This window comes from Streptomyces sp. NPDC005774 (assembly GCF_042871645.1).
Classification (GTDB): Bacteria; Actinomycetota; Actinomycetes; order Streptomycetales; family Streptomycetaceae; genus Streptomyces; species Streptomyces pratens.
The window spans coordinates 18,700-44,775 of sequence record NZ_JBIAIV010000019.1; the positions used below are offsets into that span (position 1 = coordinate 18,700).

The 26,076-nt window shown below is 71.2% G+C and carries 25 protein-coding genes; 24 read left to right on the forward strand and 1 reads right to left on the reverse strand.

Going from position 1 to position 26,076, the window contains the following annotated elements; translation table 11 throughout:
* The 11 genes from ruvX to nusB all read left to right on the forward strand — a co-directional run bounded on the left by ruvX (window position 1) and on the right by nusB (window position 10,382).
* Window positions 1-465: a Holliday junction resolvase RuvX gene (gene ruvX / locus ACFYQA_RS18940; RefSeq protein ID WP_388919019.1), complete on the forward strand. Its 465-nt coding sequence runs from the start codon at window positions 1-3 to the stop codon at window positions 463-465.
* 124 nt (window positions 466-589) lie between these two features.
* Complete coding sequence (gene mltG, locus ACFYQA_RS18945) at window positions 590-2,401, forward strand: endolytic transglycosylase MltG (RefSeq protein WP_388918777.1); 1,812 nt, start codon at window positions 590-592, stop codon at window positions 2,399-2,401.
* Complete coding sequence (locus ACFYQA_RS18950) at window positions 2,382-3,221, forward strand: shikimate dehydrogenase (protein WP_388918780.1); 840 nt, start codon at window positions 2,382-2,384, stop codon at window positions 3,219-3,221. The genes mltG and ACFYQA_RS18950 overlap by 20 nt, the downstream gene beginning before the upstream one ends.
* A gap of 78 nt (window positions 3,222-3,299) precedes the next feature.
* A complete protein-coding gene (locus tag ACFYQA_RS18955) occupies window positions 3,300-3,644 on the forward strand; it encodes a hypothetical protein (protein WP_388918783.1) in 345 nt (114 codons plus the stop codon).
* 251 nt (window positions 3,645-3,895) lie between these two features.
* Window positions 3,896-5,080, forward strand: coding sequence for a chorismate synthase (aroC, locus tag ACFYQA_RS18960; protein WP_388918786.1), 1,185 nt, complete (start codon window positions 3,896-3,898; stop codon window positions 5,078-5,080).
* Between the two features lie 26 nt (window positions 5,081-5,106).
* The gene (locus ACFYQA_RS18965) at window positions 5,107-5,589 is read left to right on the forward strand and encodes a shikimate kinase (RefSeq protein ID WP_388919022.1); all 483 of its coding nucleotides are present in this window, start codon (window positions 5,107-5,109) and stop codon (window positions 5,587-5,589) included.
* Window positions 5,586-6,680: a 3-dehydroquinate synthase gene (gene aroB, locus ACFYQA_RS18970; protein WP_388918789.1), complete on the forward strand. Its 1,095-nt coding sequence runs from the start codon at window positions 5,586-5,588 to the stop codon at window positions 6,678-6,680. The genes ACFYQA_RS18965 and aroB overlap by 4 nt, the downstream gene beginning before the upstream one ends.
* A 260-nt stretch (window positions 6,681-6,940) precedes the next feature.
* Window positions 6,941-7,813, forward strand: a complete 873-nt coding sequence (locus ACFYQA_RS18975; RefSeq protein ID WP_388918792.1) for a Pro-rich N-terminal domain-containing protein — start codon at window positions 6,941-6,943, stop codon at window positions 7,811-7,813.
* A 401-nt stretch (window positions 7,814-8,214) separates the two neighbouring features.
* Window positions 8,215-9,321, forward strand: coding sequence for an aminopeptidase P family protein (locus ACFYQA_RS18980; RefSeq protein ID WP_388918795.1), 1,107 nt, complete (start codon window positions 8,215-8,217; stop codon window positions 9,319-9,321).
* Between the two features lie 57 nt (window positions 9,322-9,378).
* Window positions 9,379-9,945: an elongation factor P gene (gene efp, locus ACFYQA_RS18985; protein ID WP_055572225.1), complete on the forward strand. Its 567-nt coding sequence runs from the start codon at window positions 9,379-9,381 to the stop codon at window positions 9,943-9,945.
* A 2-nt stretch (window positions 9,946-9,947) separates the two neighbouring features.
* Window positions 9,948-10,382, forward strand: coding sequence for a transcription antitermination factor NusB (gene nusB, locus ACFYQA_RS18990; protein WP_388918799.1), 435 nt, complete (start codon window positions 9,948-9,950; stop codon window positions 10,380-10,382).
* A gap of 380 nt (window positions 10,383-10,762) precedes the next feature.
* On the opposite strand, the gene bldD is transcribed toward nusB, so the two are convergent.
* Window positions 10,763-11,266 carry a transcriptional regulator BldD gene (bldD, locus tag ACFYQA_RS18995; RefSeq protein ID WP_388918802.1) on the reverse strand — a complete coding sequence of 168 codons (504 nt, stop codon included), beginning with the start codon at window positions 11,264-11,266 and terminating at the stop codon, window positions 10,763-10,765.
* 275 nt (window positions 11,267-11,541) lie between these two features.
* Between bldD and pyrR the strand changes: the two genes are divergently transcribed.
* The 13 genes from pyrR to metK all read left to right on the forward strand — a co-directional run bounded on the left by pyrR (window position 11,542) and on the right by metK (window position 26,009).
* Window positions 11,542-12,099, forward strand: coding sequence for a bifunctional pyr operon transcriptional regulator/uracil phosphoribosyltransferase PyrR (gene pyrR, locus ACFYQA_RS19000; RefSeq protein ID WP_055594544.1), 558 nt, complete (start codon window positions 11,542-11,544; stop codon window positions 12,097-12,099).
* Window positions 12,100-12,207: 108 nt separating this feature from the next.
* Entirely contained in the window at window positions 12,208-13,191 is a 984-nt protein-coding gene (locus ACFYQA_RS19005; protein WP_388918806.1) for an aspartate carbamoyltransferase catalytic subunit, read from the forward strand.
* 4 nt (window positions 13,192-13,195) lie between these two features.
* Entirely contained in the window at window positions 13,196-14,509 is a 1,314-nt protein-coding gene (locus ACFYQA_RS19010) for a dihydroorotase (protein WP_386398958.1), read from the forward strand.
* Window positions 14,506-15,126, forward strand: coding sequence for a hypothetical protein (locus ACFYQA_RS19015; protein WP_388918809.1), 621 nt, complete (start codon window positions 14,506-14,508; stop codon window positions 15,124-15,126). Before ACFYQA_RS19010 ends, ACFYQA_RS19015 begins: the two co-directional genes overlap by 4 nt.
* Window positions 15,123-16,265 carry a glutamine-hydrolyzing carbamoyl-phosphate synthase small subunit gene (gene carA / locus ACFYQA_RS19020; protein ID WP_388918812.1) on the forward strand — a complete coding sequence of 381 codons (1,143 nt, stop codon included), beginning with the start codon at window positions 15,123-15,125 and terminating at the stop codon, window positions 16,263-16,265. Before ACFYQA_RS19015 ends, carA begins: the two co-directional genes overlap by 4 nt.
* Window positions 16,258-19,566 carry a carbamoyl-phosphate synthase large subunit gene (gene carB, locus ACFYQA_RS19025; RefSeq protein ID WP_388918815.1) on the forward strand — a complete coding sequence of 1,103 codons (3,309 nt, stop codon included), beginning with the start codon at window positions 16,258-16,260 and terminating at the stop codon, window positions 19,564-19,566. Before carA ends, carB begins: the two co-directional genes overlap by 8 nt.
* Window positions 19,567-19,641: 75 nt before the next feature.
* Window positions 19,642-20,748, forward strand: coding sequence for a quinone-dependent dihydroorotate dehydrogenase (locus ACFYQA_RS19030; protein WP_388918818.1), 1,107 nt, complete (start codon window positions 19,642-19,644; stop codon window positions 20,746-20,748).
* Window positions 20,745-21,590, forward strand: a complete 846-nt coding sequence (gene pyrF, locus ACFYQA_RS19035; protein ID WP_388918822.1) for an orotidine-5'-phosphate decarboxylase — start codon at window positions 20,745-20,747, stop codon at window positions 21,588-21,590. Before ACFYQA_RS19030 ends, pyrF begins: the two co-directional genes overlap by 4 nt.
* A 256-nt stretch (window positions 21,591-21,846) precedes the next feature.
* The gene (locus ACFYQA_RS19040) at window positions 21,847-22,170 is read left to right on the forward strand and encodes an integration host factor (RefSeq protein WP_006382163.1); all 324 of its coding nucleotides are present in this window, start codon (window positions 21,847-21,849) and stop codon (window positions 22,168-22,170) included.
* A gap of 37 nt (window positions 22,171-22,207) precedes the next feature.
* Window positions 22,208-22,801 carry a guanylate kinase gene (gene gmk, locus ACFYQA_RS19045; protein WP_388918826.1) on the forward strand — a complete coding sequence of 198 codons (594 nt, stop codon included), beginning with the start codon at window positions 22,208-22,210 and terminating at the stop codon, window positions 22,799-22,801.
* A gap of 73 nt (window positions 22,802-22,874) precedes the next feature.
* A complete protein-coding gene (rpoZ, locus tag ACFYQA_RS19050; RefSeq protein ID WP_055570801.1) occupies window positions 22,875-23,147 on the forward strand; it encodes a DNA-directed RNA polymerase subunit omega in 273 nt (90 codons plus the stop codon).
* A 203-nt stretch (window positions 23,148-23,350) separates the two neighbouring features.
* On the forward strand, window positions 23,351-24,553 hold the full coding sequence (gene coaBC / locus ACFYQA_RS19055) for a bifunctional phosphopantothenoylcysteine decarboxylase/phosphopantothenate--cysteine ligase CoaBC (RefSeq protein WP_388918830.1): 1,203 nt from the start codon (window positions 23,351-23,353) through the stop codon (window positions 24,551-24,553).
* Between the two features lie 247 nt (window positions 24,554-24,800).
* Window positions 24,801-26,009 carry a methionine adenosyltransferase gene (gene metK / locus ACFYQA_RS19060; RefSeq protein ID WP_386398937.1) on the forward strand — a complete coding sequence of 403 codons (1,209 nt, stop codon included), beginning with the start codon at window positions 24,801-24,803 and terminating at the stop codon, window positions 26,007-26,009.
* The last annotated feature ends 67 nt before the right edge of the window (window positions 26,010-26,076 follow it).

A 26,076-nucleotide genomic window follows, 5' to 3' on the forward strand; every position in this document is an offset into this window, starting at 1 on the left:
ATGCGCCGCGGCCGCCGGCTCGCGATCGACGTCGGGGACGCCCGGATCGGGGTCGCCTCGTGCGACCCCGACGGGATCCTCGCCACCCCGGTCGAGACCGTCCCCGGCCGGGACGTCCCGGCGGCTCACCGGCGCCTTCGCCGGCTCGTGGAGGAGTACGAGCCGATCGAGGTCGTCGTCGGCCTTCCTCGCTCCCTCAAGGGGAGCGAGGGCCCCGCCGCGGTCAAGGTCCGAGGCTTCGCGCAGGAACTGGCCCGCGGGATCGCCCCGGTGCCCGTGCGCCTCATCGACGAACGGATGACGACGGTGACGGCGAGCCAGGGGCTGCGTGCCTCGGGCGTGAAGTCGAAGAAGGGACGCTCCGTCATCGACCAGGCCGCCGCCGTGATCATCCTCCAGCAGGCCCTTGAATCCGAACGGGTGTCAGGCAATGCACCCGGTGAGGGCGTCGAAGTGGCGAGGTGATCGCGGTACGGTAACGTTCCGCGCGATGCGGTGGCGTTCGAACAGCCGCCGCGAAAGAGAGGCGGAACGGACGCCGGCCACCCCCACAGCCGCGTGACCGCCGCCTCGCGGCTCTAGGGGATCGATGACTGAGTATGGCCGGGGCCAAGGCTCCGAACCGTGGCATCCGGACGACCCGTTGTACGGGGACGGCGGATGGGCAGGGCAGCAGACCCAGCAGGGTCAGCAGCCCCCCTACGACGGCCAGGCGCAGCACTACCCGCAGCAGCCGCAGCAGTACGGCGACTGGGGCACCGCCGAGCAGCAGGGCGGGTACGGACAGCAGCAGTACGCGCCGTACGACCAGCAGCAGGGCCACCAGCAGCAAGGTCACCAGCAGTACGACCAGCAGCAGTACGGCGAGCAGCACTACGGTCAGCAGTACGCCCCCCAGCAGGCACAGCACCCGGACCAGCAGCACCCGGACCAGCAGAACCCGGACCAGCAGAACCCGGACCAACAGCAGTACGACACGGGCGGCTGGCAGACCGGCGCCCAGGCCCACCCGCAGGACCCGTACGCTGCGGCCGACCCCACGGACCCGTACGGGCAACAGGGCGGGGCGTACGGCGCCCAGCAGTCCGACCCCTACGCGACCCCCGACGCCTACCCGCCGCCGGAGCCCCCGGCCCGTCGCAGCGCCGAGCCCCGAGGGCGGCCGGAGCAGGACGAGGCACCGGAGCCGCAGACCGACTGGGACCCGGGCCCCGACCAGGGTGAACACGCCTTCTTCTCGGGCGACGACGATGACGAGGGCGACGAGCCCGGCGGTCGTGGCGAGCGCCGTGGCAGGGGCGGCAAGGGCACCAAGGACAAGAAGCGCCGCAGTGGGGTCGCCTGCCTCGTGGTGGTGGTGGTCCTCGGCGGCGGTGGGGCCGCTGTGAGCTATGTCGGCTGGCAGTTCGTCAAGGATCGTTTCGGCAGCGCGCCGGACTTCGCGGGCGACGGGAACGGCGAGCAGGTGACCGTCACGATTCCCAAGGGCTCGACCGGGTACGCCATCGGCCAGGTGCTCAAGAAGGAAGGAGTCGTCAAGAGCGTCGACGCCTTCGTCGCGGCCCAGGCGAGCAACCCGCAGGGCGAGACACTCCAGGACGGCGTTTACACGCTCCAGCTGGAGATGTCGGCCGAGAGCGCGGTCGAGCTGATGCTCAGCCCGAAGAGCCGCGACAACCTGGTCATCCCCGAGGGCCTGCGCAACGGCACCGTCTACGAGCGCATCGACAAACGCCTCAAGCTCGACGACGGGACCACCGAGAAGGTCGCCGAGAAGGACTGGAAGAAGCTCGGTCTGCCCGACTGGGCGGTGAACGACGGGGACGTCAAGGACCCGCTGGAGGGCTTCCTCTACCCGTCCAGCTACGCGGTGGGCAAGGGGGCGAAGCCCGCGGACGTGCTGAAGGAGATGGTGGGCCGGGCCACCGACAAGTACGAGGAACTGCAGTTCCCGGAGAAGGCCGAGAGCCTCGGTCTCGAAGGGCCGTGGGAACTGGTCACGGTCGCAAGTCTGGTGCAGGCCGAGGGCAAGACCCACGACGACTTCCGCAAGATGTCCGAGGTCATCTACAACCGCCTCAAGCCCACCAACACCGAGACCAACCAACTGCTGCAGTTCGACTCGACGTACAACTACCTGCAGCAGGAAAGCAATATCCACATCAGCGAGTCCGAGATCAACAGCAACAAGGACCCGTACAACACCTACACACGCAAGGGCCTGCCGCCCGGCCCCATCGGCAACCCCGGTGACGACGCGCTGACCGCGGCGCTGAAGCCGACGAAGGACGGCTGGATCTACTTCGTGGCCACCGACGGCGTGAGCAAGACCGAGTTTGCAAGGACGCACGACGATTTTCTGAAGCTGAAGGACAAGTTCGATGCCAGCTCGGGCAACTGACCGTCGCCGGGCCGCCGTCCTCGGCTCCCCGATCGCCCACTCCCTCTCCCCGGTGCTGCACCGCACCGCCTACGCGGAGCTGGGCCTGGAAGGCTGGACGTACGACCGCTTCGACGTCGATGAGCAGGCCCTGCCGGGCTTCTTCGAGACGCTCGGGGACGACTGGGCCGGGCTGTCGCTGACCATGCCGCTGAAGCGGGCCGTGATCCCGTTGCTGGACGGGATCAGCGACAGCGCCGCCGCGGTCGACGCGGTCAACACCGTCGTGTTCACCGAGGACGGCCGCCTGACCGGCGACAACACCGACATCCCCGGCATGGTCGCCGCCCTGCGCGAGCACGGCATCGACAAGGTGGACACCGCCGCGATCCTCGGCGCCGGCGCCACCGCGTCGTCCGCGCTCGCCGCGCTGTCCCGGATCTGCACCGGTGAGGTCGTCGTCTACGTGCGCAGTGCCGCGCGCGGCACCGAGATGCGGCAGTGGGCCGAACGCCTGGACGTGACGGTGCGCATCGCCGACTGGGCCGACGCCGAGCAGGCCCTGCACGCCCCGCTGGTGGTCACCACGACCCCGGCGGGCGTCACCGACAGCCTGGCCCGAGCCGTCCCGGAACGTCCCGCGGCCCTCTTCGACGTGCTCTACGACCCCTGGCCGACCGTGCTCGCGGCCCGCTGGTCGGCGTACGGCGACGCGGTCGTCGGCGGCCTCGACCTGCTGGTGCACCAGGCGGTGCTCCAGGTCGAGCAGATGACGGGGCGCTCCCCGGCCCCGTTGGACGCCATGCGAAAAGCAGGGGAGCGGGCGCTCGCGGCCCGATAGGGTCCCGTCCGGTTCCGCAGGGGGCGGAACCGGGGGGAGGGGCACGTGTTCACGTCCGCAGGCACGCCACTGGCATCCGTGAGGTCTCAGATCCTGAATGCCGTGCTGGGCTTTCCGCCCGGCTGGGTGCAGATCACGGTGCCGGCCCTGATCGTTCTCGTCTTCGTCGGGTCCTGTGCCGTCAAGATCAAGCACAGGGCCGCACACCGGCGCGCCACCGGCGCGGGCCGGCCGGTTCACGCGGCGGCCCAGTACGGGCAGGGCAGCGGAGCCGACTACCTGGGCCGGTACGCGCCGCAGCCCGGTCGGGCCGGCCGGCCCGCACCGCACGCCCCTGAGCAGGTCACGGCGGGGGAGAGCGGTGCCGACTTCCTCGGGGCCTACGCACCCGGGCAGCATCGCCCGGATGACGGCCGGGCCTGAACGGCCAGGACCGGCCTCCGGAGGCCGGGGCCACCGGGCCGGGGGACCGGACCGCCTCGCCAGGACCCCGGCACCGGCGGCTCTTCCGCCCCGTCGCCGCTCGTCCGACTGATGGACCGGCGACCGGACACGCCGCCCGAACGTGGGAGGATCGGACGTGGCGGGCCGGGGCCGCGCACCTCGTCGCGCCATAGCCGTACGCGACGCCGCGTGCGCGGGGCAGTACCGGGCGCGAGCATGGAGGAGCACCGTTGAGCAGGTTGCGCTGGCTGACCGCGGGGGAGTCCCACGGTCCCGCACTCGTCGCGACGCTGGAGGGTCTTCCCGCCGGCGTGCCGATCACCACGGACATGGTGGCGGACCATCTCGCGAGGCGGCGGCTGGGCTACGGCCGCGGTGCCCGGATGAAGTTCGAGCGGGACGAGATCACCTTCCTCGGCGGTGTCCGGCACGGCCTCACCCTCGGCTCCCCGGTCGCGGTCATGGTGGGCAACACCGAGTGGCCGAAGTGGGAACAGGTCATGGCGGCCGACCCGGTCGACCCCGAGGTGCTGGCCGGCCTCGCCCGCAACGCCCCGCTGACCCGTCCGCGCCCTGGCCACGCCGACCTCGCCGGCATGCAGAAGTACGGCTTCGACGAGGCCCGTCCGATCCTGGAGCGGGCCTCCGCGCGCGAGACCGCGGCCCGCGTGGCGCTGGGCGCGGTAGCCCGGTCGTACCTGAAGGAGACGGTCGGCATCGAGATCGTCTCCCACGTGGTGGAGCTGGCGGCCGCCCAGGCCCCCTACGGGGTGTACCCGACCCCGGCCGACGTGGAGCGGCTGGACGAGGACCCGGTGCGCTGCCTGGACACGGACGCGTCGAAGGCGATGGTCGCGGAGATCGACCAGGCCCACAAGGACGGCGACACCCTCGGCGGAGTCGTCGAGGTGCTGGCGTACGGCGTACCGGTCGGCCTCGGCTCGCACGTGCACTGGGACCGGCGGCTCGACGCCCGGCTGGCCGCCGCGCTCATGGGCATCCAGGCGATCAAGGGGGTGGAGGTCGGCGACGGCTTCGACCTGGCACGGGTGCCCGGCTCCCGGGCGCACGACGAGATCGTCGCCACCGACGAGGGCATCAAGCGCGCCTCGGGCCGCTCCGGCGGTACCGAGGGCGGTCTGACCACCGGTGAGCTGTTGCGGGTGCGGGCGGCGATGAAGCCGATCGCGACCGTACCGCGGGCACTGAAGACCGTGGACGTCGTCACCGGCGAGGAGACCGCCGCCCACCACCAGCGCTCCGACGTGTGCGCCGTGCCGGCGGCCGGCATCGTCGCCGAGGCCATGGTCGCCCTGGTCCTCGCGGACGCGGTCGCGGAGAAGTTCGGCGGCGACAGCGTCACCGAGACCCGCCGCAATGTGACGTCCTACCTCGAGAACCTGGCCATCCGGTGACTCCGCTGATCGTGCTGATCGGCCCGATGGGCGTCGGCAAGTCCACCGTCGGGCAACTGCTGGCCGAGCACCTGGGCGTCGGCTACCGGGACACCGACGACGACATCGTCGCCGGGACGGGCCGCAGCGTCGCCGAGATCTTCGTGGACGAGGGCGAGCCCGCCTTCCGCGCCCTCGAGAAGCAGGCGGTGCGCGCCGCGCTCGCCGAGCACGAGGGCGTCCTGGCCCTGGGCGGCGGCGCCGTCCTCGACGCCGACACGCGCGCGCTGCTCGCCGGGCAGCGGGTCGTCTACCTGTCGATGGGCGTCGAGGAGGCGGTCAGGCGCACCGGCCTCAACGTCGCCCGGCCGCTGCTCGCGGTCAATCCGCGCAAGCAGTGGCGCGAACTGATGGAAGCCCGGCGCCCGCTGTACGAGGAGGCCGCCACGGCCATCGTGGCCACGGACGGCCGCACGCCGGAAGAGGTCACCCGCTCCGCCCTGGACGCACTGGAGATGAAGCAAGCATGAGCAGCGAGGCAGTGACGCGGATCCACATCGGCGGCACCGCGGGCACCGACCCGTACGAGGTCCTGGTGGGCCGGCAGCTCCTGGGCGAGCTCGGCGGGCTGATCGGGACCGCCGCCAAGCGGGTCGCGGTCGTGCACCCCGAAGCCCTGGCCGAGACCGGCGAGGCGCTCCGCGCCGATCTCGCCGAGCAGGGCTACGAGGCCATCGCCATCCAGGTGCCGAACGCGGAGGAGGCCAAGACCGCCGAGGTCGCCGCCTACTGCTGGAAGGCACTCGGCCAGTCCGGTTTCACCCGCACCGACGTCATCGTCGGCGTGGGCGGCGGCGCCAGTACCGACCTGGCCGGGTTCGTGGCCGCCACCTGGCTGCGCGGGGTGCGCTGGATCGCGGTGCCGACCACGGTGCTGGCCATGGTCGACGCGGCCGTCGGGGGCAAGACCGGCATCAACACCGCCGAGGGAAAGAACCTCGTGGGCGCCTTCCACCCGCCCGCCGGCGTGCTGTGCGACCTCGCCGCCCTGGACTCCCTCCAGACCAACGACTACGTCTCCGGGCTGGCGGAGGTCATCAAGGCCGGCTTCATCGCCGACCCGGTGATCCTCGACCTCATCGAGGCCGATCCGCAGGCCGCCCGCACCCCGGCCGGCCCGCACACCGCCGAGCTCATCGAGCGCTCGATCCGGGTCAAGGCCGACGTCGTCTCCTCCGATCTGAAGGAGGCGGGCCGCCGGGAGATCCTGAACTACGGTCACACGCTCGGCCACGCCATCGAGAAGAACGAGCGCTACAAGTGGCGCCACGGCGCGGCGGTGTCGGTGGGTATGCACTTCGCCGCCGAACTCGGCCGGCTCGCCGGCCGGCTGGACGACGCCACCGCCGACCGGCACCGTGCCGTCCTCGAATCGGTCGGGCTGCCCCTGCACTACCGCCACGACCAGTGGCCCAGGCTGCTGGAGAACATGAGGGTCGACAAGAAGTCCCGCGGCGACCTGCTGCGCTTCATCGTCCTCGACGGCCTCGCCAAGCCCACCGTGCTGGAGGGACCGGACCCGGCGGTGCTGCTCGCCGCGTACGGAGAAGTCGCGAAGTAGCACCCGCGGACCCTGCCCCCGCCGGGCAAACCGGTGCCCGGCGGGGGCAAGCCGCTGCCCCGCCGGGCAATCGGCCCGGAGGGGCGGGCGCTCAGGGCCACTTTCGGCCGTTCATCGGACAACGGCAGGGGCGGTACCCGTTCGAACAGCCGCTCCGACGCTCTAGGCTGTCGGAGAGCGCGGGGACCCACCCTGCCATCAGTGCTTGTCGCCTGCGGCGAGTGAACCGAGCCCAGCAGACCGAGACGGAGTGGCACCGGATGCAGCACGCAGTGGGTCCTCCGCTGCCGCCGCCCCACCGACCGGGGCACGGACCGGCCGACGGCTGGTCACCGGCCGCACATCATCCTGGTGCGCACCCCCCTGGTGCGCACCCCCCGGGAGCGCACCAGGGGCCCGCCCCGGTGCCCGTGCCACCGCCGGCCCCCGGCTACCCCGGACCGGCGCCGCAGCCCATGGGCGTCCCGCAGTCCCCGCATCCGCCACCGGACACCACCGGGCACGTGCCGCTGCCGCCGGGCGGCCCCGTCGCCATGCCCAGTGCCCCGCAGGCCCCCGCGGCGGCCGACCCGGCCGGTACGACCCTCGCGGTCCTGCTCATAGGCCCCGCGGGCGCCGGGAAGACCAGCGTCGCCAAGTACTGGGCGGAGCACCGCCGGGTACCGACCGCACACATCAGCCTGGACGACGTACGGGAGTGGGTGCGGTCCGGCTTCGCCGATCCGCAGACCGGGTGGAACGACCACTCGGAGGCGCAGTACCGGCTGGCCCGCCGCACCTGCGGCTTCGCCGCGCGCAACTTCCTCGCCAACGGGATCTCCTGCATCCTCGACGACGCCGTCTTCCCCGACCGCCCGGTCGTCGGCCTCGGTGGCTGGAAACGGCATGTGGGGCCCGGCCTGCTGCCGGTCGTGCTGCTGCCCGGTCTGGACATCGTCCTGGAACGCAACGCCGAGCGGTCCGGCAACCGCCGCCTCGGCGACGAGGAGGTCGCCCGCATCCACGGCCGCATGGCCGGCTGGTACGGCTCGGGCCTCCCGATCATCGACAACTCCCAGCTCGGCATACCGGAAACGGCCGACGTCCTGGACGACGTCCTCGCCAGGTCCATCGCCAGTCCTCCGTCCTGGTGAGCCACGCGGTGCGGCCGGGCCCACCAGCAGCGCCCGCACGCCTGCAGTGGGCAGGCGCGGTGTGTTCCCGTCGGCCGGAGCCGCCGGAGCCGCCGGACAGGCCCTGAGGGCCGCTCGGCCCACTGTCTCCGGCTCGCCGTGGTGGTGCCCCCGAACGCCATCCGTGCCGGGCCCCATCGGGCGCCGCGGCCGGGTGTCCCGGCCGTTCCGTGCCGGGCATCCTCACCCGTCCCCGTCCCCGTCCCTCTCTCCTTCCCACCCCCCGGACACGGTCGCAGCAGTCCGCCCGGGGTCGCACGGCGTCGGTACCTCGTCGCGCTGCCCCGGGACGCTGTCGGGACCCGCCGCCCACTCGGACCTCTCGACCGGCGGTTTTCGGCCACCGCTCATAGGCTCGGGACATGTCTGAGGTGTACGCGCTCCGCCGGACGCGGCTGAGGGAATGCTGCAACGCGGGGGGCAGCGCGGCGGCGCTGGTCACCCGGCCCGCCAATGTGCGCTACCTCGCGGGCCCCGCCCCCGAAGGCGCCGTGCTGCTGCTGAGTCCGGCCGAGGACTTCCTGGTGTGCGCCGGGCTGCCCGACGACCGTGGTGAGCAGAGCCGGCCCGACGAGGCGCTGCGGGTGCACGTCGTGCCCGGCACCGGCGGTGATCCCGCCGTCGAGGCCGCCGGGCTCGCCGCCGCCGGGGACGCCGACTCCCTCGCCGTCGAGGAGCACCACCTCACGGTGACCCGGCACCGCGCCCTCCGCTCGGTCGCCCCCGGGCTGCGCCTGGCCAACGTCGGCGGTGCCGTCGAACAGCTCCGGGTGGTCAAGGACGAGGAGGAGATCTCCTGTCTGCGTATCGGCGCGGAGATCGCCGACCAGGCCCTCGGCGAGCTGCTGGAATCCATCCTCGTCGGTCGCACCGAACGCCATCTCGCGCTGGAACTGGAGCGCCGCCTGGTCGACCACGGTGCCGACGGCCCCGCCTTCGCCACCTCCGTCGCCACCGGCCCGAACGCCGGGCGGCCCGGTCACCGGCCCACCGACCGGCGGGTGGAGGAGGGCGACTTCCTCTCCGTCTGTCTCGGCGCCGCCTACCGCGGGTACCGCTGCGAGATCGGCCGTACGTTCGTCATCGGCACCGCTCCCGCGGACTGGCAGATCGAGCTGTACGACCTCGTCTTCACCGCTCAGCGGGCCGGCCGGGAGTCCCTCCTACCCGGTGCCGCCTGCCGTGACGTGGACCGCGCGGCCCGCCAGGTGCTGGACAGCGCGGGGTACGCGGCGGCCCTTCCGGCGCTCACCGGACACGGGGTCGGACTCGAAATCGACGAGGACCCTCAACTGACCCCCGGGACCATGGGTAAACTGGACGCTTGTGTGCCGGTCACCGTCGAACCGGGGGTCCACCTCCCGGGCCGGGGCGGTGTCCGGATCGATGACACGCTCGTCGTGCGCCCCGAGGCGGACGGCGGACCCGAGCTACTCACCATCACGACCAAGGAGCTGCTGGCGCTCTAGCTTCGCGCCGAGTGCCGGCCCCGAGTCGTCTCACGTCAGTCCAGGAGATTCCGCAACGTGGCTTCCACGAACGACCTCAAGAATGGCATGGTGCTCAAGCTCGAAGGCGGCCAGCTCTGGTCCGTCGTCGAGTTCCAGCACGTCAAGCCCGGCAAGGGCCCGGCCTTCGTGCGCACCAAGCTCAAGAACGTGCTCTCCGGCAAGACCGTCGACAAGACCTTCAACGCCGGTGTGAAGGTCGACACGGCCACCGTCGACAAGCGGGACATGCAGTTCTCCTACATGGACGGCGACTACTTCGTCTTCATGGACATGGAGACCTACGACCAGCTGCACATCGACCGCAAGGTCGTCGGCGACGCCGCCCACTTCCTCGTCGAGGGCTTCGAGGCCACCGTCGCGCAGCACGAGGGCGAGGTGCTCTTCGTCGAGCTCTCGGCCGCCGTCGAGCTGACCGTCGCCGAGACCGAGCCGGGCGTCCAGGGCGACCGCTCCACCGGTGGCACCAAGCCGGCCACGCTGGAGACCGGGCACCAGATTCAGGTCCCGCTCTTCATCACCACCGGTGAGAAGATCAAGGTCGACACCCGCACGAGCGACTACCTCGGCCGGGTGAACAGCTAACCGTGGCTGCCCGCAACACGGCTCGCAAGCGCGCCTTCCAGATCCTCTTCGAGGGCGACCAGCGCGGCGCCGACGTCCTGACGGTCCTGGCGGACTGGGTCCGGCACTCCCGGTCCGACACCCGGCAGCCGCCGGTGAGCGAGTACACGATGCAGCTGGTCGAGGGCTACGCGGAACACGCGTCGCGCATCGACGAGCTGATCTCCCAGTACTCGGTCGGCTGGACCCTGGACCGCATGCCGGTCGTCGACCGCAACATCCTGCGTCTCGGCGCGTACGAGCTGATCTGGGTCGACGAGACTCCGGACGCCGTCGTCCTCGACGAGATGGTGCAGATGGCGAAGGAGTTCTCCACGGACGAGTCGCCCTCGTTCGTCAATGGCCTCCTCGGCCGGTTCAAGGAGCTCAAGCCCTCGCTCCGCCGCGACGAGGTCTGATCCGGCACCGGCCGGCCGTACAGGCCCGGACCGGCACAGACACGCCGGAGGGCCCGCAGCACGACCGCTGCGGGCCCTCCGGCGTGCCCGGGGCTCCCCCCCCGGCCGCCCTGACCTGATCCTCGGCCCGCAGAAGGAACGCAGAACGAACGCCGCCGGGGCGGGGGCGCCCGGGGCGGGGGGGGGGGCCCCCCCCCGCCGGGGGTGGGGGGGGGGGGGGGGGGGCCCCCCCCGCGGGGCCGCCGCCCCCCCCCCCCCCCCCCCCCCCCCCCCCCCCCCCCCCCGCCCCCCCCACCCCCCCCCCCCGCCGGGGGGGGCCCCCCCCCCCCCCCGGCCCCCCCCCCCCCCGGCGGTACGTTTCTGCTCGGGCGGTGGTGCGATCAGCTCTCGTCGTGCGAGGCGACCGCGCGACGCGCGTCCGGATCCAGTACGCCCCAGTTGATCAGCTGCTCGGTGAGGACCGAGGGCGACTGGTCGTAGATCACGGCGAGCGTGCGCAGGTCGTCCTGGCGGATCGAGAGCACCTTGCCGTTGTAGTCGCCGCGCTGGGACTGGATCGTCGCCGCGTACCGCTGCAACGGGCCGGCCTTCTCCGGCGGCACCGTGGCCAGCCGCTCCAGGTCGAGGACCAGCTTCGGCGGCGGCTCGGCGGCGCCGCCCGGAGTGGTACCGGGAAGCAGTTCCTGCACCGGAACGCCGTAGAAGTCCGCCAGCTCGGCAAGACGCTGAACGGTCACTGCGCGGTCGCCGCGCTCGTACGAACCGACCACGACCGCCTTCCAGCGGCCCTGGGACTTCTCCTCGACACCGTGGAGGGAAAGGCCCTGCTGGGTGCGGATCGCGCGGAGCTTGGCCCCGAGTTGTTTGGCGTATTCGCTGGACATATAGCTCCCCGGCACTGTGTCGACGCGACCGGCATGATTTCCGAGCCGCGCGGCTGGTAACTCACTGTGAGGTTACGCAGAGTTACTCTCGCCCGTCAAGCCGAACGGTCCACACCGACTCTTCCGGAGCCGGCGCGGACCGTTGCGCCAACGGAGTGGCCGACGGTGGCAGGAGGGGGAATCATAGGTGTCGCTCCCCACCTGATAGCGTGGCCGACGTAATCCCGACGTCCTTTAAGGTCCGTCCCGTGAGGCGGAGAAGGAGGTCCGTTCACATGGACACGCACTCCGACGCGCGGCCCGTTCTCGAAGGCCCCGACATCGCGCGGGTACTGACCCGCATCGCCCACGAGATCGTCGAGCGCGCCAAAGGCGCCGACGACGTGGTGCTCCTCGGCATCCCGACCCGGGGCGTCTTCCTCGCCCAGCGGCTCGCCGCCAAGCTCGAGCAGGTCACCGAGCGCAAGGTCCCGGTCGGCTCGCTCGACATCACCATGTACCGCGACGACCTGCGCATGCACCCGCCGCGCGCCCTGGCCCGCACCGAGATCCCCGGCGACGGCATCGACGGCCGGCTGGTCGTCCTCGTCGACGACGTGCTCTTCTCCGGGCGTACCATCCGTGCCGCCCTCGACGCGCTGAACGACATCGGGCGCCCGCGCGCGGTGCAGCTCGCCGTCCTCGTCGACCGCGGCCACCGCGAACTGCCCATCCGCGCCGACTACGTCGGCAAGAACCTCCCGACGTCGTTGCGGGAGACGGTCAAGGTCCTGCTCGCCGAGGAGGACGGTCGCGACACCGTGCTGCTCGGCGCCAAGCAGCCCTCCCCGTAGCGATCCGGGCGCGCGGCACCCACGCGCGCCGGCCCGGTGCGCCGTCACGTCCCGGGCTGCCCGGATTCTCCCGTTCTTCCGAATGAACTGCCTTACGGAGCCTGAAAGATGCAGCGTCATCTCATCTCGGCCGCCGACCTCACCCGCGACGACGCCGTCCTGATCCTCGACACCGCCGAGGAGATGGCCCGGGTCGCCGACCGGCCGATCAAGAAACTGCCGACCCTGCGCGGCCGGACCGTCGTCAACCTCTTCTTCGAGGACTCCACCCGGACCCGGATCTCCTTCGAGGCCGCCGAGAAGCGGCTGTCCGCGGACGTCATCAACTTCACCGCCAAGGGGTCCAGCGTCTCCAAGGGCGAGTCGCTCAAGGACACCGCCCAGACCCTGGAAGCCATGGGCGTCGACGCCGTCGTCATCCGGCACGGCGCCTCCGGAGCCCCGTACCGGCTGGCCACCTCCGGCTGGATCGACGCGCACGTCATCAACGCCGGCGACGGCACCCACCAGCACCCCACCCAGGCCCTGCTCGACGCCTTCACCATGCGGCGCCGGCTCGTCGGCCGGGACACCGGGATCGGCCAGGACCTCTCCGGCCGGCGCATCACGCTGGTCGGCGACGTCCTGCACAGCAGGGTCGCCCGCTCCAACGTCGACCTGCTGCACACCCTGGGCGCCGAGGTCACCCTCGTCGCCCCGCCGACGCTGCTGCCGGTCGGCATCGAGGCCTGGCCCTGCGAGGTCTCCTACGATCTCGACCGCACCCTGCCCAAGTCCGACGCCGTGATGATGCTGCGCGTGCAGCGCGAGCGCATGAAGGCCGCGTTCTTCCCGACCGAGCGCGAGTACTCACGGCGCTACGGCCTCGACGGCGAGCGCATGCGACGGATGCCCGAACACGCGATCGTGATGCACCCCGGCCCCATGGTCCGGGGCATGGAGATCACCGCCGAGGTGGCCGACTCCGAGCGCTGCACCGTCGTCGAACAGGTCACCAACGGGGTCTCCATCCGGATGGCCGTCCTGTACCTGCTGCTCGGGGGCAACGAACCCGCCCTCACCCACGCCGCCCGCACCACGGAGGAGAAGTAACACGATGAGCAAGACCCTGATCCGCGGTGCGAAGGTGCTCGGCGGCGACCCGCAGGACGTGCTGATCGACGGAGGGACCGTCGTGGCCGTCGGCACCGGGCTGAGCGCCGAGGGCGCCGGTCGTGCCGGAGACGCGCAGGAGGTGACCGTCGTCGAGGCGGACGGCAAGGTGCTGCTGCCCGGCCTGGTCGACCTGCACACCCATCTGCGCGAGCCCGGCCGCGAGGACTCCGAGACGGTGCTGACCGGCACCCGCGCGGCGGCGAGCGGCGGCTACACCGCCGTGTTCGCCATGGCCAACACCTTCCCCGTCGCCGACACCGCCGGCGTCGTCGAGCAGGTCTGGCGGCTCGGCAAGGAGCACGGCTACTGCGACGTACGGCCCGTCGGCGCCGTCACCGTCGGCCTGGAGGGCAGCACGCTCGCCGAACTGGGCGCCATGCACGAGTCCGCGGCCGGCGTCACCGTCTTCTCCGACGACGGCAAGTGCGTCCACGACGCCGTGATCATGCGGCGTGCCCTGGAGTACGTGAAGGCCTTCGACGGCGTCGTCGCCCAGCACGCGCAGGAGCCCCGGCTGACCGAGGGCGCCCAGATGAACGAGGGCGTCGTCTCCGCCGAGCTGGGCCTGGGCGGCTGGCCGGCCGTCGCCGAGGAGTCGATCATCGCCCGGGACGTGCTGCTCGCCGAGCACGTCGGCTCCCGCGTCCACATCTGCCACCTGTCGACCGCGGGCAGCGTCGAGATCGTCCGCTGGGCCAAGTCCCGCGGCATCGACGTCACCGCCGAGGTCACCCCGCACCACCTCCTGCTCACCGACGAGCTGGTCCGGTCGTACAACCCGGTCTACAAGGTCAACCCGCCGCTGCGCACCGAGCGGGACGTCATGGCACTGCGCGAGGCGCTCGCCGACGGCACGATCGACATCGTCGCCACCGACCACGCCCCGCACCCGCACGAGGACAAGGACTGCGAGTGGGCCGCCGCGGCCATGGGCATGGTCGGCCTGGAGACCGCGCTGTCCGTGGTCCAGGAGACCATGGTGGACACGGGCCTGCTGGACTGGGCCGGCGTCGCCGACCGGATGTCCTTCACGCCCGCGCGCATCGGACGGGCCGAGGGCCACGGCCGACCCGTCTCGGCGGGTGAGCCGGCCAACCTCACACTCGTCGACACGGCATACCGTGGTTCCGTGGACCCCGCGGGCTTCGCCTCGCGCAGCCGCAACACCCCGTACGAGGGCCGCGCGCTGCCGGGCCGTGTCACGCACACCTGGCTCCGGGGCACGGCCACGCTCATCGACGGGAAGCTCACGTGACACCTGTAATCCTGCTGGCCGCCGAGAGGGAATCGGCGGAAGTGACCGACTGGGCCGCCCGGATCGGCTGGGTCGTCGGACTCGCCCTCTTCGTCGCGCTCGTCTACTGGCTGATGCGCGAGGGCTGGAAATGGCGCGGCACCCTCCAGGGCGACCTGCCCGAGCTGCCCACCCGCCCGTCTCCCACCACCACCCTCAACCGAGGCGGCGAGCCGCCGCTGTCTGGAATGCCGGAGTCGCGGGGGGCGGCGAAACTGACGATGAGCGGCCGCTACCACGGCTCCACCACCGCCGGGCAGTGGCTGGACCGCATCGTGGCGCACGGCCTGGGCACCCGCAGCCGGGCCGAGCTCACCCTGACGGACGCGGGACTGGACGTCGTGCGCCCCGGCGCGACCGATTTCTTCGTCCCCGTCGCCGCGCTGCGCGAGGCCCGGCTCGACAAGGGCATCGCCGGCAAGGTCCTCACCGAGGGCGGTCTGCTCGTCGTGACCTGGGCGCACGGCGACAAGCTGATCGACTCCGGCTTCCGCTCGGACCACGCGGCCGAGCACACCGCATGGGTCGAGACCCTGAACAACATGATCAACAAGACGGAAACGGAAGGCGCACGATGACGACCTCCACCAGGGGAGCCGCCAGGACTCCCGCCGTACTCGTCCTCGAGGACGGCCGGATCTTCCGCGGCCGTGCCTACGGGGCAGTGGGGGAGACCTTCGGCGAAGCCGTGTTCTCCACCGGCATGACCGGCTACCAGGAGACCCTCACCGACCCGTCCTACCACCGCCAGGTCGTGGTCATGACCACCCCGCACGTCGGCAACACCGGCGTCAACGACGACGACCCCGAGTCCCGGCGGATCTGGGTCGCCGGCTACGTCGTGCGCGACCCCGCGCGCGTGCCGTCCAACTGGCGCTCCCGCCGCGCCCTGGACGAGGAACTCGCCGCCCAGGGTGTCGTCGGCATCAGCGGCATCGACACCCGTGCGCTCACCCGCCACCTGCGCGAGCGGGGCGCCATGCGCGTCGGCATCTTCAGTGGCGACACCGTGCCGGACGACGCCACCCTGCTGGCCCGCGTCCAGGAAGTCCCCCCGATGAAGGGCGCCGACCTCGCAGCCGAGGTCGCCACCCGCGAGCCCTACGTCGTCCCGGCGGTCGGCGAGAAGAAGTTCACGGTCGCCGCCGTCGACCTCGGGATCAAGGGCATGACCGCGCAGCGCATGGCCCAGCGCGGCATCGAGGTGCACGTGCTGCCCGCGAACGCCACCGTGGACGATGTCTACGCGGTCGAACCCGACGGCGTGTTCTTCTCCAACGGACCCGGCGACCCCGCCACCGCCGACCACCCCGTCTCCGTGATGCGGGCCGTCCTGGAGCGAGGCACCCCGCTGTTCGGGATCTGCTTCGGCAACCAGATCCTCGGCCGTGCCCTCGGCTTCGGCACCTACAAGCTGAAGTACGGCCACCGCGGCATCAACCAGCCGGTCCAGGACCGTGCGACCGGCAAGGTCGAGATCACCACGCACAACCACGGGTTCGCCGTCGACGCCCCCCTCGACCAGGTCTCCGACACCCCGTTCGGCCGCGCCGAGGTGTCCCACGTCTGCCTCAACGACAACGTGGTGGAAGGGCTCCGGCTGCTCGACAAGCCGGCCTTCAGTGTCCAGTACCACCCGGAAGCGGCAGCGGGCCCGCACGACGCCGCCTACCTGTTCGACCGCTTCGTTTCCCTGATGGAGGGCCAGCGTGCCTAAGCGCACCGATATCCAGTCCGTCCTGGTCATCGGCTCCGGCCCGATCGTCATCGGCCAGGCCGCCGAGTTCGACTACTCCGGCACCCAGGCGTGCCGGGTCCTGAGGGCCGAGGGCCTTCGGGTGATCCTGGTCAACTCCAACCCGGCGACGATCATGACCGACCCGGAGATCGCCGACGCCACCTACGTCGAGCCCATCACCCCCGAGTTCGTCGAGAAGATCATCGCCAAGGAGCGGCCGGACGTCCTGCTGCCCACCCTGGGCGGCCAGACGGCCCTCAACACCGCGATCTCGATGCACGAGAACGGCGTCCTGGAGAAGTACGGCGTCGAGCTGATCGGCGCCAACGTGGAGGCCATCAACAAGGGCGAGGACCGCGAACTGTTCAAGGGCGTCGTGGAGGAGGTCCGCCGGAAGACCGGGCACGGTGAGTCCGCCCGCTCGGTCATCTGCCACACCATGGACGAGGTCGTGGCCGGCGTCGACGAGCTCGGCGGCTACCCGGTCGTGGTCCGGCCCTCCTTCACCATGGGCGGCGCCGGCTCCGGCTTCGCCCACGACGAGGACGAACTGCGCCGCATCGCCGGACAGGGCCTCACCCTCTCGCCGACCACCGAGGTGCTCCTCGAGGAGTCCATCCTCGGCTGGAAGGAGTACGAGCTGGAACTGATGCGCGACAAACACGACAACGTGGTCGTCGTCTGCTCCATCGAGAACTTCGACCCCATGGGCGTGCACACCGGCGACTCCATCACCGTCGCGCCCGCGATGACGCTGACCGACCGCGAGTACCAGACCCTGCGCGACATCGGCATCGCCGTCATCCGCGAGGTCGGGGTCGACACCGGCGGCTGCAACATCCAGTTCGCGGTGAACCCCGAGGACGGGCGCATCATCGTCATCGAGATGAACCCGCGCGTGTCACGGTCCTCGGCGCTGGCCTCCAAGGCGACCGGTTTCCCGATCGCCAAGATCGCCGCCAAGCTCGCCGTCGGCTACACCCTCGACGAGATCCCCAACGACATCACGCGGGTGACTCCGGCCTCCTTCGAGCCGACCCTGGACTACGTGGTCGTCAAGGCCCCGCGGTTCGCCTTCGAGAAGTTCCCGAGCGCCGACTCCACCCTCACCACCACCATGAAGTCGGTCGGCGAGGCCATGGCCATCGGCCGCAACTTCACCGAGGCGTTCCAGAAGGCGCTGCGCTCGCTGGAGAAGAAGGGCAGCCACTTCACCTTCGTCGGCGAGCCCGGCGACAAGGCCGAACTCCTGCGCGAGGCCGTCCGCCCGACCGACGGCCGCATCAACTCCGTCATGCAGGCCATCCGCGCGGGCGCCACGCCCGAAGAGGTCTTCGAGCACACCAAGATCGACCCCTGGTTCGTCGACCAGCTCTTCCTCATCAAGGAGATCGCCGACGAGTTGTCCGAGGCGCCCGAGCTGACCGCCGGCCTGCTCGCCGAGGCCAAGCGGCACGGCTTCTCCGACCAGCAGGTCGCCGAGATCCGCGGCCTGCGCGAGGACGTCGTCCGCGAGGTCCGGCACGCCCTCGGCATCCGCCCGGTCTACAAGACGGTCGACACCTGCGCCGCCGAGTTCGCCGCGAACACGCCGTACTTCTACTCCTCCTACGACGAGGAGACCGAGGTCGCCCCGCGCGAGAAGCCCGCGGTGATCATCCTGGGCTCCGGCCCGAACCGCATCGGCCAGGGCATCGAGTTCGACTACTCCTGCGTCCACGCCTCCTTCGCGCTGAGCGACGCCGGGTACGAGACCGTGATGGTCAACTGCAACCCGGAGACCGTCTCCACCGACTACGACACCTCCGACCGGCTGTACTTCGAGCCGCTCACCCTGGAGGACGTCCTGGAGATCGTCCACGCCGAGCAGCAGGCCGGCCCGGTCGCGGGCGTGATCGTCCAGCTCGGCGGCCAGACCCCGCTGGGCCTCTCCCAGGCCCTCAAGGACAACGGAGTACCGGTCGTCGGCACGCCTCCCGAGGCCATCCACGCGGCCGAGGACCGGGGCGCCTTCGGCCGGGTCCTCGCGGAGGCCGGCCTGCCGGCCCCCAAGCACGGCACCGCCACCACCTTCACCGAGGCCAGGGCCATCGCCGACGAGATCGGCTACCCGGTCCTCGTCCGCCCGTCCTACGTGCTCGGCGGCCGCGGCATGGAGATCGTCTACGACGAGACCCGCCTCGAGTCCTACATCGCCGAATCGACCGAGATCAGCCCCTCCCGGCCGGTGCTGGTCGACCGGTTCCTCGACGACGCCATCGAGATCGACGTCGACGCGCTCTACGACGGCGATGAGCTCTACCTCGGCGGCGTCATGGAGCACATCGAGGAGGCCGGCATCCACTCCGGCGACTCGGCGTGCGCCCTGCCCCCGATCACCCTGGGCGGCCACGACATCAAGCGGCTGCGCGCCTCCACGGAGGCCATCGCGCGCGGCGTCGGGGTGCGCGGCCTGATCAACATCCAGTTCGCGCTGTCCGGGGACGTCCTCTACGTCCTGGAGGCCAACCCGCGCGCCTCGCGCACCGTCCCCTTCACCTCGAAGGCGACGGCGGTGCCGCTGGCCAAGGCGGCCGCCCGGATCTCGCTCGGCGCGACCGTCGCCGGGCTCCGCGCGGAGGGCCTGCTCCCGGCCCGGGGCGACGGCGGCGACCTCCCGCTCGACGCGCCGATCTCCGTCAAGGAGGCAGTGCTGCCGTGGTCGCGCTTCCGCGACATCCACGGCCGCGGCGTCGACACGGTCCTCGGCCCGGAGATGCGCTCCACCGGCGAGGTCATGGGCATCGACTCCGCGTTCGGCACCGCGTACGCCAAGTCGCAGGCGGGCGCCTACGGCCCGCTGCCCACCAAGGGCCGCGCCTTCATCTCGGTCGCCAACCGCGACAAGCGCTCGATGATCTTCCCCGCGCGCGAGCTCGTCGCCCACGGCTTCGACCTGCTCGCCACCTCCGGCACCGCCGAGGTCCTCAAGCGCAACGGCATCAACGCCACCGTCGTGCGCAAGCAGTCCGAGGGCACCGGCCCGAACGGCGAGAAGACCATCGTCCAGCTGATCCACGACGGCGAGGTCGACCTCATCGTCAACACGCCGTACGGCACCGGCGGCCGCCTCGACGGCTACGACATCCGTACGGCCGCCGTGGCACGGTCCGTGCCGTGCCTGACGACGGTCCAGGCGCTCGCCGCCGCGGTCCAGGGCATCGACGCCCTCAACCGCGGCGAGGTCGGCGTCCGCTCGCTCCAGGAACACGCGCAGCACCTGACAGCGGCCCGCGACTGACGGCCCCGAGGGGGACACCGGAAACGGTGTCCCCCTCTTCATGAGGCTCTTCAGGCCCTTCACGAGGACACAGGCATGTACAAGTACTTCTTCCCTCTGGTGTTCCGGCGGATGGATCCGGAGCGGGCCCATCACCTCGCCTTCCGCTGGATCCGTCTCGTCGCGCGCGTCCCCGGTCTGCGCACCTTCGTCGCCGCCGCGCTCGCGCCCCGTCACAGGGAACTGCGCACCGAGGCCCTCGGCCTGCGGCTGCACAGTCCCTTCGGGCTCGCCGCCGGCTTCGACAAGAACGCCGTCGGCGTCGACGGCATGGCGATGCTCGGCTTCGACCACGTCGAGATCGGCACGGTGACCGGCGAGCCGCAGCCCGGCAACCCGAAGAAGCGGCTGTTCCGGCTGGTGGCGGACCGCGCGCTGATCAACCGCATGGGCTTCAACAACGAGGGCTCGCTGGCCGTAGCCGCCCGCCTGGCCTCCCGTACGCCCGTCTTCAGGACGGTCGTCGGCGTCAACATCGGCAAGACCAAGGCCGTGCCCGAGGACGAGGCCGTCGGCGACTACGTGAAGTCCGCCGAGCGGCTGGCGCCGTACGCCGACTACCTGGTGGTCAACGTCTCCTCGCCGAACACCCCCGGCCTGCGCGACCTCCAGGCCGTCGGCCATCTGCGCCCGCTGCTCACCGCCGTTCGCGAGGCCGCCGACCGTGCCGTCCCCGCACGCCGGGTGCCGCTGCTGGTGAAGATCGCCCCGGACCTCGCCGACGAGGACATCGACGCGGTCGCCGACCTGGCCGTGGAGCTCGGCCTGGACGGGATCATCGCCACGAACACCACCATCGCGCGCGGAGGGCTCGGCCTGCGGTCCGACCCCGCCACCGTCCAGGAGACCGGCGGCCTGTCCGGCGCGCCCCTGAAGGCACGCTCCCTCCAGGTGCTGCGCCGCCTGTACGCGCGGGTGGGCGACAGGATCACCCTGGTCGGTGTCGGCGGCATCGAGAACGCCGAGGACGCCTGGCAGCGCATCCTGGCCGGCGCCACCCTGGTCCAGGGCTACAGCGCGTTCATCTATGAGGGCCCCTTCTGGGCCCGCACCCTCCACAAGGGGCTCGCCGCGCGTCTGCGCACCAGCCCGTACGCCACGCTCGCCGACGCGGTGGGCGCCGACGTGAGGACAACGGCATGAGTGGACCGGAACCCTTCGGCGCGCGTCTGCGGCGGGCCATGGACGCGCGCGGCCCCCTGTGCGTCGGCATCGACCCGCACGCCGCCCTGCTCGCCGAGTGGGGCCTGAACGACGACGTGGCCGGTCTGGAGCGGTTCAGCCGCACGGTCGTCGAGGCGGTCGCGGACCGGGTCGCCGTGCTCAAGCCGCAGAGCGCGTTCTTCGAGCGCTTCGGCTCGCGCGGCATCGCGGTGCTGGAGGCATCGGTCACTCAGGCACGGGCGGCCGGCGCGCTGGTCGTCATGGACGCCAAGCGCGGCGACATCGGCTCCACCATGGCGGCCTACGCCGAGTCCTTCCTGCACCCGGACTCCCCGCTGTTCTCGGACGCACTGACCGTCTCCCCGTACCTCGGCTACGGCTCGCTGGGCCCGGCGGTGGAGCTGGCCCGCGAGAGCGGCACGGGACTGTTCGTCCTGGCGCTGACCTCCAACCCGGAGGGTGGCGAGGTGCAGCACGCGGTACGGGCCGACGGGCGCAACGTGGGCGCGACCATGCTCGGACACCTGGCCGCCGAGAACGCGGGAGAGACGCCCCTGGGGTCCTTCGGCGCGGTCGTCGGCGCGACGCTCGGCGACCTGTCGTCGTACGATCTGGACATCAACGGTCCGCTGCTCGCGCCCGGGATCGGAGCCCAGGGGGCCACGGCAGCGGACCTCCCGGCGGTCTTCGGCCCGGCGGTGCGCAACGTCGTGCCGAACGTCAGCCGGGGAGTGTTGCGTCATGGTGCCGACGTGGTCGCGCTGCGTGACGCCGCGGAGCGATTCTCGGAGGAGTTCAGGGCGGCCGTGGCGGCGATGTGAGCCTTTGACGAGGGAAGCAGGAGCGTGCCGGGACCGCGTACGACAAAAAAACCCGGTCGCTATGCCCTTAAATGTCCGCCATCATCAATCCTGACCTGGAGTTTTCCGCTGTTCTCGCTGACTCAGACGGAGTTGGCCGCTAGTCTCCGACGGAGAGTGAACGGGCAAGCGTGTTGCTCGTGGCTCCCCCGGTGTGGGGCGACTAGGTTCCTCACCGGTCCGTATCCGACAGTTCGACATCCGAGGTGACGCAGGCGTGGCTCTTCCGCCCCTTACCCCTGAACAGCGCGCAGCCGCGCTCGAAAAGGCCGCCGCGGCTCGCCGGGAGCGGGCCGAGGTCAAGAATCGACTCAAGCACTCCGGCGCATCCCTGCACGAGGTCATCAAGCAGGGCCGGGAGAACGACGTCATCGGCAAGATGAAGGTCTCCGCCCTGCTCGAGTCCCTGCCGGGCGTGGGCAAGGTCCGCGCCAAGCAGATCATGGAGCGACTGGGTATCTCCGAGAGCCGCCGTGTGCGTGGTCTCGGCTCGAACCAGATCGCTTCTCTGGAGCGTGAGTTCGGCAGTACCGGCTCCTGAGTCCCGGGCATACCGGGATTGCTGGAATAATCGCCGCATGGCTGCAACACCCCGGGGGACGACCCCCGTACCCCCGGACGTACGTCCGCGGCTGACCGTGCTCTCCGGCCCCTCGGGGGTCGGCAAGAGCACGGTCGTCGCGCATATGCGCAAGGCGCACCCCGAGGTCTGGCTCTCGGTCTCGGCGACGACCCGCAAGCCGCGCCCCGGCGAGCGGGACGGAGTCCACTACTTCTTCGTCACCGACGACGAGATGGACAAGCTGATCGCCAACGGTGAACTGCTCGAGTGGGCCGAGTTCGCCGGCAACCGCTACGGCACACCGCGCGCGGCGGTGCTCGAGCACCTGGAGTCGGGCCTGCCCGTCCTCCTGGAGATCGACCTCCAGGGTGCCCGTCAGGTCCGCGAGTCCATGACCGAGGCCCAGCTGGTCTTCCTGGCCCCTCCCTCCTGGGAGGAACTGGTGCGCCGGCTCACCGGGCGGGGCACCGAGTCGCCCGAGGTGGTCGAGCGCAGGCTGGAGGCCGCGAAGATCGAGTTGGCGGCCGAGCCGGAGTTCGATACGACCCTGGTCAACACCTCCGTCGAGGACGTGGCCCGCGAGCTGCTAGCCTTGATGAATGTCGTGTGATCGTCAGCGTTTCCTCAACGGTCATTCAACGGTCATGCAGACCGATTCTTTCCCATCCATCGGAAGGTAGAGCGTGTCCTCTTCCATCTCCACGCCCGAGGGCATCATCAACCCGCCGATCGACGAGCTTCTCGAGGCCACGGACTCGAAGTACAGCCTCGTGATCTACGCGGCCAAGCGGGCTCGCCAGATCAACGCGTACTACTCGCAGCTCGGCGAGGGTCTCCTCGAATACGTCGGTCCCCTCGTCGACACCCACGTCCACGAGAAGCCGCTCTCGATCGCCCTGCGCGAGATCAACGCGGGACTGCTGACCTCCGAGGCCATCGAAGGCCCCGTTCAGTAAGTCGCAGTTCGGTAAGCAGCACGGTACCGAAAGTCATATCAGCGACTCTCGGTCGAGTTTTCCACAGGCCCGGCAGCACGTCTGCCGGGCCTGTGGTGTGGTGGGGGCGCGGGGCCGTTCGCGCGGTGGTGCGAGCATGAGGGGTGTGCGGCCGTCCCCGGCGCACACCGGGCCGATATTCCGGGAAGAGAAGCGGGAGAGACGTGGACAAGCCGAAGGTCGTTCTGGGCGTCAGCGGCGGCATCGCCGCGTACAAGGCTTGTGAGCTGCTCAGGCGGCTGACGGAGTCGGGGCACGACGTCCACGTCGTCCCCACCGCCTCCGCGCTGCACTTCGTCGGCACCGCCACTTGGTCGGCGCTCTCCGGCCACCCGGTCTCGACCGAGGTGTGGGACGACGTCCACGAGGTGCCGCACGTCCGCATCGGGCAACACGCCGACCTGGTCGTGGTCGCCCCGGCCACCGCGGACATGCTGGCGAAGGCGGCGCACGGGCTGGCCGACGACCTCCTCACCAACACCCTGCTCACCGCCCGCTGCCCCGTGGTCTTCGCCCCCGCCATGCACACCGAGATGTGGGAGCACCCGGCCACGCAGGAAAATGTGGCGACCCTGCGCCGGCGTGGTGCCGTCGTCGTCGAACCGGCGGTGGGCCGGCTCACCGGCGTCGACACCGGCAAGGGCCGGCTGCCCGACCCGGGAGAGATTTTCGAGGTCTGCCGCCGGGTACTGGCCCGGGGCGTCACCGAGCCCGACCTGCGAGGCCGGCATGTCGTGGTCAGCGCCGGCGGCACCCGGGAGCCCCTCGACCCCGTCCGCTTCCTCGGCAACCGCTCCTCCGGCAAGCAGGGCTACGCCCTCGCCCGGACCGCCGCCGCGCGGGGCGCACGGGTCACCCTGATCGCCGCCAACGCCGCGCTGCCCGACCCGGCGGGAGTGGACGTCGTCCCCGTCGAGACCGCCGTGCAACTGCGCGAGGAAGTGCTCCGGGCCGCCGCCGCCGCCGACGCGGTGGTCATGGCCGCCGCGGTCGCCGACTTCCGCCCCGCGGTGTACGCGGCCGGGAAGATCAAGAAGCAGGACGGCCGGGAACCCGAGCCCGTCGCCCTGGTGCGCAACCCGGACGTCCTCGCCGAGATCTCCGCCGACCGGGCCCGCCCCGGACAAGTGGTCGTCGGTTTCGCCGCGGAGACGGACGACGTGCTCGCCAACGGACGCGCCAAGCTGAAACGCAAGGGCTGCGATCTGCTCGTGGTCAACGAGGTCGGCGAGCGCAAGACGTTCGGCTCCGAGGAGAACGAGGCCGTGGTGCTGGGCGCCGACGGCAGCGAGACGCCCGTGGCGCACGGCCCCAAGGAAGCCCTGGCGGACGCCGTCTGGGACCTGGTGGCCGCACGCCTGGGCTGAACGATCCGCGGCGGGGTCCGGGTCCGCAAGGACCACTGAACCTCGACGTCGGGGCGTGGCGCCTCTGGCCAACACGCCCTGGCGTGGGCAGAATGCCCATGCCGCAGGTCACGAGGGTTCCCGAGAGGCGAGACAGGGGAACCCGTGACGAAGCGCGACCGATAAACTGTTTCACGGACGGTGTGCGGTGCAGCCCCTGCCGTCCGCCAATGATCAGCCAGCAGCCGCTGCAACCACAGGGAGCGTTGTGTCCCGTCGTCTCTTCACCTCGGAGTCCGTGACCGAGGGTCACCCCGACAAGATCGCTGACCAGATCAGCGACACCATCCTCGACGCGCTGCTCCGCGAGGACCCCCATTCCCGCGTCGCCGTCGAGACCCTCATCACCACCGGCCTGGTGCACGTGGCCGGCGAGGTCACGACCAAGGCCTACGCGCCGATCCCGCAGCTGGTGCGCGACAAGATCCTGGAGATCGGCTACGACTCCTCGAAGAAGGGCTTCGACGGTGCCTCCTGCGGCGTGTCGGTGTCCATCGGCTCCCAGTCCCCGGACATCGCACAGGGCGTCGACACGGCGTACGAGAACCGGGTCGAGGGCGACGAGGACGAGCTGGACCGGCAGGGCGCCGGTGACCAGGGCCTGATGTTCGGTTACGCGACGGACGAGACGCCGACGCTGATGCCGCTGCCGGTCTTCCTCGCGCACCGTCTGTCCAAGCGCCTGTCCGAGGTGCGCAAGAACGGCACCATCCCCTACCTGCGCCCGGACGGGAAGACCCAGGTCACCATCGAGTACGACGGCGACAAGGCCGTCCGCCTCGACACGGTCGTGGTCTCCTCGCAGCACGCCTCCGACATCGACCTCGAGTCGCTGCTCGCCCCCGACATCCGTGAGTTCGTCGTGGAGCCGGAGCTGAGGGCGCTGCTGGACGAGGGCATCAAGCTGGACACCGAGAAGTACCGTCTGCTGGTCAACCCCACCGGCCGCTTCGAGATCGGTGGCCCGATGGGCGACGCGGGCCTCACCGGCCGCAAGATCATCATTGACACGTACGGCGGCATGGCCCGGCACGGCGGCGGCGCCTTCTCCGGCAAGGACCCGTCCAAGGTGGACCGCTCGGCGGCGTACGCGATGCGCTGGGTCGCCAAGAACGTGGTCGCGGCCGGCCTGGCCTCCCGCTGCGAGGTCCAGGTGGCGTACGCCATCGGCAAGGCCGAGCCGGTGGGTCTGTTCGTGGAGACCTTCGGCACCGCCAAGGTCGACACCGAGCTGATCGAGCGGGCGATCGATGACGTGTTCGACCTCCGCCCGGCCGCCATCATCCGTGACCTGGATCTGCTCCGCCCGATCTACTCCCAGACCGCCGCCTACGGCCACTTCGGCCGTGAGCTGCCCGACTTCACCTGGGAGCGCACCGACCGCGTGGACGCGCTGCGCAAGGCGGCGGGACTGTAGTCCACGCTCCGGCGCTTTCACCGAGGCCCGGTGCTCCTTCGGGGGCGCCGGGCCTCGGCGTGCGTGC